This is a genomic window from Pseudomonas fluorescens (assembly GCF_000967965.1).
Taxonomy (GTDB): Bacteria; Pseudomonadota; Gammaproteobacteria; order Pseudomonadales; family Pseudomonadaceae; genus Aquipseudomonas; species Aquipseudomonas grandcourensis.
On record NZ_LACC01000017.1, the window covers coordinates 154,616 to 165,166 of the forward strand.

The 10,551-nt window shown below is 60.6% G+C and carries 10 protein-coding genes; 8 read left to right on the top strand and 2 right to left on the bottom strand.

Features of this window, described 5'->3' with window-relative positions; translation table 11 throughout:
- The first annotated feature begins 114 nt into the window (after positions 1 to 114).
- From adk to VC35_RS14940, 5 genes are all read left to right on the top strand, one after another.
- On the top strand, positions 115 to 762 hold the full coding sequence (adk, locus tag VC35_RS14920) for an adenylate kinase (protein WP_046041080.1): 648 nt from the start codon (positions 115 to 117) through the stop codon (positions 760 to 762).
- 94 nt (positions 763 to 856) lie between these two features.
- Positions 857 to 1,531, top strand: coding sequence for a tRNA (adenosine(37)-N6)-threonylcarbamoyltransferase complex dimerization subunit type 1 TsaB (gene tsaB, locus VC35_RS14925; RefSeq protein ID WP_046041082.1), 675 nt, complete (start codon positions 857 to 859; stop codon positions 1,529 to 1,531).
- Between the two features lie 306 nt (positions 1,532 to 1,837).
- On the top strand, positions 1,838 to 2,143 hold the full coding sequence (locus tag VC35_RS14930) for a hypothetical protein (RefSeq protein WP_046041083.1): 306 nt from the start codon (positions 1,838 to 1,840) through the stop codon (positions 2,141 to 2,143).
- Positions 2,143 to 3,003, top strand: coding sequence for a DUF72 domain-containing protein (locus VC35_RS14935; RefSeq protein ID WP_046041084.1), 861 nt, complete (start codon positions 2,143 to 2,145; stop codon positions 3,001 to 3,003). The genes VC35_RS14930 and VC35_RS14935 overlap by 1 nt, the downstream gene beginning before the upstream one ends.
- A 34-nt stretch (positions 3,004 to 3,037) precedes the next feature.
- Positions 3,038 to 3,859: an isocitrate lyase/PEP mutase family protein gene (locus tag VC35_RS14940; protein ID WP_046041086.1), complete on the top strand. Its 822-nt coding sequence runs from the start codon at positions 3,038 to 3,040 to the stop codon at positions 3,857 to 3,859.
- A 22-nt stretch (positions 3,860 to 3,881) separates the two neighbouring features.
- On the opposite strand, the gene VC35_RS14945 is transcribed toward VC35_RS14940, so the two are convergent.
- Positions 3,882 to 4,502 carry a hypothetical protein gene (locus VC35_RS14945; protein ID WP_046041087.1) on the bottom strand — a complete coding sequence of 207 codons (621 nt, stop codon included), beginning with the start codon at positions 4,500 to 4,502 and terminating at the stop codon, positions 3,882 to 3,884.
- Positions 4,503 to 4,595: 93 nt separating this feature from the next.
- Between VC35_RS14945 and VC35_RS14950 the strand changes: the two genes are divergently transcribed.
- Positions 4,596 to 5,378 carry a class I SAM-dependent methyltransferase gene (locus VC35_RS14950; RefSeq protein ID WP_046041089.1) on the top strand — a complete coding sequence of 261 codons (783 nt, stop codon included), beginning with the start codon at positions 4,596 to 4,598 and terminating at the stop codon, positions 5,376 to 5,378.
- Positions 5,379 to 5,495: 117 nt separating this feature from the next.
- Here the strand turns inward: VC35_RS14950 and VC35_RS14955 are convergent, their stop codons facing one another.
- A complete protein-coding gene (locus tag VC35_RS14955) occupies positions 5,496 to 6,140 on the bottom strand; it encodes a TetR/AcrR family transcriptional regulator (protein ID WP_046041091.1) in 645 nt (214 codons plus the stop codon).
- A gap of 93 nt (positions 6,141 to 6,233) precedes the next feature.
- Between VC35_RS14955 and VC35_RS14960 the strand changes: the two genes are divergently transcribed.
- Together VC35_RS14960 and VC35_RS14965 are read left to right on the top strand one after the other, a co-directional pair.
- Positions 6,234 to 7,334, top strand: coding sequence for an efflux RND transporter periplasmic adaptor subunit (locus VC35_RS14960; RefSeq protein ID WP_046041093.1), 1,101 nt, complete (start codon positions 6,234 to 6,236; stop codon positions 7,332 to 7,334).
- Positions 7,335 to 7,340: 6 nt separating this feature from the next.
- Complete coding sequence (locus VC35_RS14965) at positions 7,341 to 10,406, top strand: efflux RND transporter permease subunit (RefSeq protein WP_046041094.1); 3,066 nt, start codon at positions 7,341 to 7,343, stop codon at positions 10,404 to 10,406.
- The last annotated feature ends 145 nt before the right edge of the window (positions 10,407 to 10,551 follow it).

Below are 10,551 nucleotides of genomic sequence, written 5' to 3' on the forward strand. Positions count from 1 at the left end.
TGCTGTGTATCTTGATCAGCCTTTGACCGTTTGGGCGGTCACGACCCTATTTTTGAGATTGGCCCCACGAGGCGAATCTGACGTTATCCATATAAAAAATTGAGGAGCACATCGATGCGCGTCATTCTGCTGGGAGCTCCCGGGGCCGGTAAAGGTACTCAGGCTAAGTTCATCACCGAAAAATTCGGCATTCCGCAAATCTCCACCGGCGACATGTTGCGTGCAGCGGTCAAGGCCGGCACCGAGCTGGGCATCAAGGCCAAGAGCATCATGGATGCCGGTGGCCTGGTCTCCGATGACCTGATCATCGCACTGGTCAAGGACCGCATCGCCCAGTCCGACTGCGCCAACGGTTTCCTGTTCGACGGTTTCCCGCGCACCATTCCCCAGGCTGAAGCCCTGGTGACTGCAGGCGTCGAACTGGATGCCGTGGTTGAAATCGCCGTTGAAGACGAAGAAATCGTCCAGCGTATCGCCGGTCGCCGTGTTCACGAGGCCAGCGGCCGCGTGTACCACATCGTCTACAACCCGCCGAAAGTGGCTGGCATAGACGACGTCACCGGTGAAGAGCTGGTACAGCGCAAGGACGACACTGAAGAAACCGTGCGTCATCGCCTGTCGGTCTACCACTCCCAGACCAAGCCGCTGGTGGACTTCTACCAGAAGCTGTCGGCTGCCAATGGCAAGCCGAAGTACAGCCACATCGAAGGCGTCGGTTCGGTTGAAGCGATCACCGCCAAGGTGCTTGCAGCCCTGAGCTGAAAAGTCTGATCCGCTGCATCATCCACGGCCCGCTTGCGGGCCGTAGTTGTTTATACTGACGCACTTTTTTCTGATCTCTCTTGTGGATACATCGATGAGCACCTTGCTGGCCCTGGACACCGCGACTGAAGCTTGCTCCGTTGCCTTGCTGCATGACGGCAAGGTCACGAGCCATTACGAGGTGATCCCGCGCCTGCACGCACAGAAGCTGTTGCCGATGATCAAGCAATTGCTGGCCGATGCGGGCACCACGCTGCAAGCGGTCGATGCCATTGCGTTCGGCCGTGGCCCGGGCGCCTTCACCGGCGTGCGCATTGCCATCGGCGTGGTGCAAGGCCTGGCGTTTGCCCTGGAGCGCCCGGTGCTGCCGGTGTCGAACCTGGCCGTGCTGGCGCAACGTGCGCTGCGCGAACACGGCGCCACTCAGGTCGCCGCCGCCATCGATGCGCGCATGGATGAAGTGTATTGGGGTTGCTACCGCGAAACGGCCGGGGAGATGCGCCTGGTGGGTGCCGAAGCGGTATTGCCGCCGGAGTCCGTTGGATTGCCGGCCGATGCCAGCGGCGAATGGTTCGGCGCAGGCACCGGTTGGGGTTATGCCGAGCGTATTGACGTCAGCCTGAGCGGGCAGGACGCGGGCATGTTGCCCCATGCGCAAGACTTGCTGACTTTGGCGCGGTTTGCCTGGGAACGCGGCGAGGGGATCGTGGCCGATGAGGCGCAGCCGGTTTATCTGCGTGACAAGGTGGCGACGCCTAAAGCGCGTTGATACGCGCAATTCTGTGGCAAGGGAGCTTTGTGGCGAGGGGGCTTGCCCCCGTTCGGCTGCGCAGCAGTCGCAGATCAACTGATGCGGTGTAACAGGCGAATCGGATTCTATTGTTTTGGCACTGCTTCGCAGTGCAACGGGGGCAAGCCCCCTCGCCACAGTAAGCATTCCAGATACAGCCAATCATCAGTTTCTAACCCCAGCTTTTAAACCTTTTGCCTTTTATGTGTTCTAGTTATCACTCGGCGGTTTGCGAAGTGGGTTTTGCGCCACTAAACTGCCATCACTGATTCCGAGTATGCATGTATGCGTATAGACGGCCTTTCCTCTCAGTCCTACCCCATCAAGCGCAAGCCTCGCAAAGGCCGTGTGGTGGAAGACGACGCCATTGATATCGAAGGCGAGCTGGAGTTCCCGACTGAAGAGCAACTGGCTGCCCGCGCCGCCAAAGCCTCTGCGCAAAAACTGAGCAATCTCCCCGCCCGTCAGCAAGACATGATTTACCACCGTGCCATGAGCAAAAGCGTGGCGACAGCCCTGGCCAGCTACCTGAGCACCGCCGGTTTCGTCGATTGGGAAGCGGATGTGCTGGGTCTCGACCTGTACATCTGATGTTGCTGCCGTATTACCTCGGTTGTCCGTCCTGGAGCGAAAACGCCTGGCGCGACTACCTGTATCCGCCGGACGCCAGACCCGCCGATTTTCTTGATCTCTATTCCCGGGTTTTCAATGCCGTGGAAGGCAACACGACCTTCTACGCGAGCCCGGCTGCCAGCACCGTGCAGCGTTGGGCCGAGACCATGCCCGAGCACTTTCGCTTCACCGCCAAGTTTCCCGGCGAGATCAGCCACGGAGGCGATCTGCGCGAGCAACTGACCGCAGCCGAAACCTTCGTGCAATTGCTCCGCCCGCTGGGTGAGCGGGTGTCGCCACTGTGGTTGCAGCTGTCGAAAAGCTTCACACCCCAACGTTTGCCTGAGCTGGCTGGATTTATTGATGCCCTGCAGCGACCGCTGGCTGTGGAGGTGCGGCATGACGAGTTTTTCGCCAAGGGCGATAGCGAGCGAATGCTCAACCGTTTGCTGCTGGATCGCGGTGTCGAACGCATCTGTCTCGACCCCCGTGCGCTGTTCAGTTGCACCTCGACCGAGCCCTCGGTGCTCCACGCCCAATCGAAGAAACCCCGGGTGCCGCCGCGCCCTGCGGCGTTCACGCAATTCCCGCAGGTGCGTTTTATCGGCCACCCGACGCTTGAAGCCAACGATACGTTCCTGGAGCCATGGGTCGAGAAAATCGCGCTATGGATCGAAGAAGGCCGAACGCCGTATATCTTCCTGCACACGGCGGACAACCTGCTGGCGGCGAAGCTGGCGCAGCGTTTTCATGCCCGGCTGATGCTGCGTTTGCCTGGCTTGCCGGCGCTGCCTGAGCTATACAGAGAACCCGTCGCCGAGCAACTTGGCCTGCTCTGAGGCGGATTCTTTCCCCTCTTCAGGAGCCTGCCCAATGGATGCGCAAACCCTTCGAGCCCAGGCGTTCAAAGCCCTTCACGACCGCCCCGGGGCTTTTGTGATTCCCAATCCGTGGGATGCCGGTTCAGCGAAAATGCTCGCTAGCCTCGGCTTTGAGGCGCTGGCGACCACCAGCGCCGGTTATGCCTTTTCCCAGGGCCGTGCCGATGGCGGATTGACCCTCGACGACACCCTGATGAACGTTCAAGCCATTGTCGCCGCCACCGACCTGCCGGTTGCCGTCGACCTGGAAAACGGTTTTGCCGACAACCCGGCCGATTGCGCCAAAAGTATCTTGCGCGCGGCAGAGGTCGGCGCGGTCGGTGGTTCGATCGAAGATGCCACCGGCCGCGAAGAAGGCCCGATCTATTGTTTCGAACACGCTGTGGCGCGCATCGAAGCCGCTGTGGCTGCCGCTCGCAGTCTGCCGTTCCACTTTACGTTGACTGCCCGGGCGGAAAACTTCCTGCACGGCAATCCCGATCTGGCCGACACCATCCGCCGTTTGCAGGCATTCGCCGAGGCCGGTGCCGATGTGCTCTACGCGCCGGGCCTGCGTAGCGCCGAGGATGTGCTGGCGGTGGTGCGTGCCGTGGCGCCAAAACCGGTGAATGTGTTGATGTCGGGCGGCTTGAAGCTGACGGTCGCGCAGTTGGGTGAGATGGGCGTTAAACGCATCAGCGTCGGTTCGGCGCTGGCATTGGCGGCCTATGGCGAATTCTTCCGCGCTGCCGAAGAAATCCAGACGTCAGGCACGTTCGGTTTCACGTCCCGGTCGATGCCGTATCAGAAGGCCAATCAGTTTTTCAAAGGCTGAGGGAAGAGGGCGCGGCGGAGGGTCAAGCGGCGATGCGCAGGTTCTGCAAGATGATCGGGCGCGCCCAGCCATTGTCGAAATCGAGTTGTTTCTGCTGCTCCACCCGTTCTTGCGGCGAGAACGGCGGGAACGGCTTGTCGAGCAGGTCGAGTTCGAACTCGGCGATGGGCAGGTGCAGCGAACGCGGTTGCGGGGCAGGGCCAGCTTCTGGCACCGGCTGACCGGCGTTCAATACGATCGGGCGAACCCAACCGCTTTCGAAGTCCTGCTGTTTTTGCTGGGCGACGATTTCGTCCGCCGGGAATGGTGGGAACGGCTTGTCGGCCAGGTCCATTTCGAATTCGGCAATTGGCAGGAATAGCGGCTCGGGCGGGCGGATTTCGTTGTCCTTCACGTCGCATTCACGCTGGGACACGATGTGCGCCAGCAGGTCGCTGCCGACCGTGGGTTCAACCGGGCTTTCGAGATCGACCGGTGGAAAATTCAGCGATTCAGGCAGCACTTCACCCGACTGTTCGGCCAGCGCTCGGGCAAAGAAATCCTGCCAGATGTGGCTGACGCCGCTCAGTGTCTGGGTGTTTCGCAGGTTGTAGTCGCCGTAGGGCGAGATAAAACCTGTGAATGTGGGTTGAATGTCTGACATTTCTCTCGGTCGACGCTCAGCTCTGGCAAAATGCTCGATAGTTTTGTTATCGGCAGTTTTTGCCGATCATTAATTTTTTGAGCGTGTTTTCCGATGATTGATCAACCTGCGGCCTGCCGCATCCATGTCCAGGCCCTCGACGCGGCTTTCGAGCCACAAGCCGAGCAATGGGCCGAGCGCCTGGGCTTGCCAATGCAAGTGGAGGACGGCGAATTTGCCTTGCAGGTGGGCGACCAGGGTTTGCAGTTGCAACAACTGGGGCCGGATGCACCGGGGCCGGTGCGGGTGGACTTCGTCGAGGGCGGTGCGGCCCATCGCCGGTTGTATGGTGGTGGCAGCGGGCAGATGATTGCCAAGGCTGTCGGCGTCGCCCAAGGCGTGCGCCCGCGGGTGCTGGACGCCACGGCAGGGCTGGGCAAGGACGCGTTTGTGCTGGCCAGCCTCGGTTGCGAGATGAGCCTGATCGAGCGTCAGCCGCTGATTGGTGCCTTGCTGGAAGACGGCCTGGCCCGTGGCGCGGAAGATTTCGACGTGGCGCCGATCGTGGCGCGCATGCGCTTGCTCAAGGGCAATTCGATTGAGGTCATGCGCAACTGGGAGGGCGAACCGCCCCAGGTGATCTACCTCGATCCGATGTTTCCGCATCGTGAGAAAACCGCGCTGGTGAAGAAGGAAATGCGCCTGTTCCGGCCGCTGGTGGGCGATGACCCGGATGCGCCGGCACTGCTTGAGGCCGCGTTGGCCCTGGCCAGCCACCGGGTGGTGGTCAAGCGTCCGCGCAAAGCACCGTGCATTGAGGGGCCTAAGCCGAGTCATGCGCTGGATGGCAAGTCCAGTCGGTATGACATCTATCCGAAGAAGGCGCTCAAGCCGTAAGACCGAGTTGCTCCCATCGCGAGCAGGCTCGCTCCTACAGGGATCTATGGTGTTGCATAGAGCCAGTGTAGGAGCGAGCCTGCTCGCGATAGCTTAAGCCCCGATACTGCAAATCCATCAGATCTGCTCAGGCCGATAAGCCCGCATAAACAACCCCACCACTTCCCGCACATGGCTCTCTGCCTCTTCGCCAACCGGCGGCTCGCCGCAGCCGTACAGCAAGCGGAAATTACCCGCACCCTTGAGCAGGCAGAAGAAGTGCTCGGCCGCGTTGTGCGGCTTGTCGATGCTTAGCACGCCACTTTCATCGATCTTGCTCAGCAAGCGCTCCATGCCGTGCAGCATGCGCTCCGGCCCGGCCTCGAAGAAGATCTGCGAGAGTTTCGGGTCCTGGCTGCCCAGGGTCATCATCAAGCGGTGCAGGTTCACCGATTCATCACTGTTGATCAGGTGATGAAAACCGCGCGCGATGTTCAGCAGCACGGTTTCCACGGCCACGCCTTCCGGCAGTTCAAAGAACAGCGGTGGCAACTGCTCCTCGCACTTGGCCATCACCGCGGCGGAGAACAGCGTTTCCTTGTCGTTGAAGTGGCTATAGACCGTCAGCTTCGACACACCGGCCTCGGCCGCGACGGCATCCATGCTGGTATTGGCATACCCCTTACTCAAAAACAGCGCTTTCGCCGCATCGAGAATTGCCTGGCGCTTGACCAGGTCCTTGGGTCTGCCTGGGCCATTGGGTGCTGAAAGATTGTTTGGCATATTCGTTTTTATTACTGGACTGGTGAGTTTGCTATTAATAACATACTGCTCAGTATAATTATTCAAAGCACCATTAGCGAAAGGTCCTTCACCATGTTCCGCTATGCCTTGCCCCTCGCGTTGCCAGTCACCCTGGCTTTTTTATTGTCTGCGTGTGGTCATGAAGAGGCGCCGCAGGTCAGCGTGCGCCCGGCCATGGTGGTCCAGCCAGAGCCTTCGGCGCAGGCCATGGAAAGCTATCCCGGTGAAGTTCGCGCGCGGTATGAGCCGGACCTGGCGTTCCGTATCGGCGGCAAAGTCAGCCGACGACTGGTCGAGGAAGGGCAGCGGGTCAAGGCTGATCAAGCCTTGGCGGAGCTCGATCCCCAGGACGTGCGCCTGCAACTGGAGGCCACCCGGGCCCAGGTCGCAGCCGCTGAAGCCAATCTGAACCTGGTGCGTTCCGAGCGTGATCGCTACAAGACCCTGATGGAGCGCCAACTGGTCAGTCGTTCGCAATACGACAACGCCGAAAACCTCTACCGCTCAGGCGAAGCGCGGCTCAAGCAGATCAAAGCCGAATTCAACGTTTCCAATAACCAGGCCAGCTATGCCGTACTGCGTGCGCCACAGGACGGCGTCGTGGCCAAGCGTCTGGTGGAAGTCGGGCAAGTCGTGGCTGCCGGGCAAACGGTGTTCACACTGGCAACCGATGGCGAGCGTGAAGTCTTGATCAGCCTGCCGGAGCAGAACTTCGGTCGCTTCAAGGTCGGTGAACCGGTGTCGGTGGAACTCTGGACCCAGCCCGATCAGCGATTCGAAGGGCGTATCCGTGAACTGTCGCCGTCGGCTGATCCAAAATCTCGCACCTTCGCGGCCCGCATTGCCTTCAGTTCCGGCAAGGTTCCTGTTGAACTGGGCCAGAGCGCCCGAGTGTTCGTGCAGGCCGCCGACGTGGTTCCGCTATCCGTTCCGCTGTCTGCGCTGACGGCGGAAAACGGCGTGACCTATGTCTGGGTCGTCAGTGCCAACAACACCTTGAAGAAAACCCCGGTGCGAATCGGTGCCTTTGGCGAAAAAACCGTACCGGTGCTTGAAGGGCTTAACGCCAGCGACTGGGTGGTGGCCGCCGGTGTCCATGTGCTTCTCGAAGGGCAGCAGGTGCGCCCGGTGGATCGCTCCAATCGCGTGGTCAATCTGGCGGACAAGGAGTAAGCCCCGATGCGCTTCAACGTTTCCGAATGGGCGCTGCGTAATCGCCAGATCGTCCTGTTCCTGATGCTGTTGCTGGCCATCGTCGGCGCACTTTCCTACACCAAGCTCGGCCAGAGTGAGGACCCGCCGTTCACCTTCAAGGCCATGGTGATTCGCACCAACTGGCCGGGGGCGACCGCCGAGGAAGTCTCGCGCCAGGTCACCGAACGCATCGAAAAGAAACTGATGGAAACCGGCGAATACGAACGCATCGTGTCGTTCTCCCGTCCCGGCGAATCCCAGGTGACCTTCATTGCGCGCGACTCCATGCACTCGGTGGAGATCCCGGAGCTCTGGTATCAGGTGCGCAAGAAGATCAGCGACATCCGTCATACCTTGCCTCCGGGGATCCAGGGGCCGTTCTTCAACGATGAATTCGGTACCACGTTCGGCAATATCTACGCCCTGACCGGCGCGGGTTTCGACTACGCCGTGCTCAAGGATTACGCCGACCGCATCCAGATCCAGCTGCAACGGGTCAAGGATGTGGGCAAGGTCGAATTGCTGGGGTTGCAGGACGAGAAAGTCTGGATCGAACTCTCCAACGTCAAGCTCGCCACCCTCGGCTTGCCGCTGGCGGCGGTCCAGCAAGCCCTTGAAGAACAGAACGCGGTGTCCACGGCAGGATTCTTCGAAACCAGCAGCGAACGATTGCAGCTACGGGTGACGGGGAATTTTCAGACGGTCGACGAGATCAAGAATTTCCCGATCCGCGTCGGTGATCGCACCTTCCGCATCTCCGACGTGGCCGACGTGCGCCGTGGTTTCAACGATCCACCGGCGCCGCGCATGCGCTTCATGGCGCAAGACGCCATCGGCCTTGCGGTGGCGATGAAGGACGGCGGTGACATCCTGGTGCTGGGCAAGGCACTGGAAATCGAGTTCGCCCGCATCCAGAAAAACCTCCCGGCCGGCATGGAGCTGCGCAAAGTCTCCGACCAACCGGCGGCGGTGAAAACCGGTGTTGGCGAGTTCGTGCAAGTGTTGGTCGAGGCGCTGGCCATTGTGTTACTGGTGAGCTTCTTCTCCCTCGGCGTGCGCACCGGCATGGTGGTGGCCCTGGCGATTCCGCTGGTGCTGGCGATGACGTTCGCCTGCATGTATTACCTCGGTATCGGCCTGCACAAGATCTCCCTCGGCGCGCTGGTACTGGCCCTGGGTTTGCTGGTGGACGACGCGATCATCGCCGTGGAAATGATGGCGATCAAAATGGAGCAGGGCTTCGACCGGGTCAAAGCGGCGAGCTATGCCTGGACCAGTACCGCGTTCCCGATGCTCACCGGTACGCTGATCACCGCGGCCGGCTTCCTGCCGATTGCCACGGCGCAGTCGGGCACTGGCGAATACACCCGTTCGATCTTCGAGGTGGTCACTATCGCGCTGTTGGCGTCGTGGGTGGCCGCGGTGGTCTTCGTGCCGTACCTTGGGGAAAAACTCCTGCCGGACCTGGCGAAGATTCACGCAGCCAAGCATGGTGCCGGCCAGCCCGATCCGTATGGCACGCCGTTTTATCAGCGCGTCCGGCGTCTGGTGGAATGGTGCGTGCGCTGGCGCAAAACCGTGATCCTGGCGACCGTGCTGTTGTTCATCGGCTCCATCGTGCTGTTCCGTTTTGTGCCGCAACAGTTCTTTCCGGCATCGGGTCGCCTGGAATTGATGGTCGACCTGAAACTGGCCGAAGGTGCTTCGCTGAGCAACACCGCCGACGAGGTCAAGCGCCTTGAAGCGCTGCTCAAGGACAAGGCCGGGATCGACAATTACGTGGCCTACGTCGGCACAGGTTCGCCGCGTTTCTACCTGCCGCTCGATCAGCAACTGCCGGCGGCGAGCTTCGCCCAGTTTGTCGTTCTGGCGAAAACCATCGAAGAACGGGAAACCCTGCGCATCTGGTTGATCTCAACCCTCAACGAGCAATTCCCGGCTCTGCGCTCTCGGGTCACGCGCCTGGAAAACGGCCCGCCAGTTGGCTATCCGGTGCAGTTCCGCGTGACCGGGGAGCACATCGAGGAAGTGCGGGCACTGGCGCGTAAAGTCGCGGCCAAGGTTCGCGAGAACCCGCATGTGGTCAACGTCCACCTGGATTGGGAAGAGCCGAGCAAGGTGGTGTACCTGAACATCGATCAGGACCGTGCGCGGGCGCTGGGTGTGAGCACGGCAAACCTGTCGAGGTTCCTGCAAAGCTCCCTGACCGGTTCCAGCGTCAGCCAGTACCGTGAAGACAACGAGTTGATCGAGATCCTGTTGCGCGGCACCTTGCATGAGCGCACCGAGCTGTCATTGCTGCCGAGCCTGGCGGTCCCGACCGATAACGGTCGCAGTGTCGCGCTGTCGCAGATCGCGACCCTGGAATACGGTTTCGAGGAGGGCATCATCTGGCATCGCAATCGCCTGCCCAACGTGACCGTTCGCGCCGACATCTACGGCAAGGAACAACCGGCGACGCTGGTGCAGCAGATCATGCCCACCCTCGATCCGATCCGCGCTGAATTGCCGGATGGCTACTTGCTGGATGTCGGTGGCACGGTGGAAGACTCGGCGCGCGGACAGAACTCGGTGAAGGCCGGCGTGCCGTTGTTCATCGTGGTGGTGTTGACCTTGCTGATGCTGCAGCTGCGAAGTTTTTCGCGCACGGCGATGGTGTTCCTGACCGCGCCGCTGGGGTTGATCGGGGTGACGCTGTTTCTGTTGGTGTTCCGTCAGCCGTTCGGTTTTGTGGCCATGCTGGGGACCATCGCCTTGTCCGGGATGATCATGCGTAACTCGGTGATTCTGGTGGATCAGATCGAGCAGGATATCGCGGCGGGACTCAAGCCCTGGCAGGCGATCATCGAGGCGACGGTGCGGCGGTTCCGGCCGATTGTGTTGACGGCGCTGGCGGCGGTGTTGGCGATGATTCCGTTGTCGCGCAGTGTGTTTTTCGGGCCGATGGCGGTGGCGATCATGGGGGGGTTGATTGTGGCTACGGCGTTGACGCTGCTGTTTTTGCCTGCCCTTTATGCTGCCTGGTTTCGGGTTCGCAAAGAGTCGGTTTGAGGGTTTGACCTTGGCGGCCTTCGGGCCGACCAGGCTGCTTTTTTGATTGAGTACATATCCGTTTCTGCGGTAACGGCGGCTTATGGTTTCGCCCTTACGGCGAGTCACTTTTAACAAGCGCCTTAAAAGTAACCAAAAGGTCTCG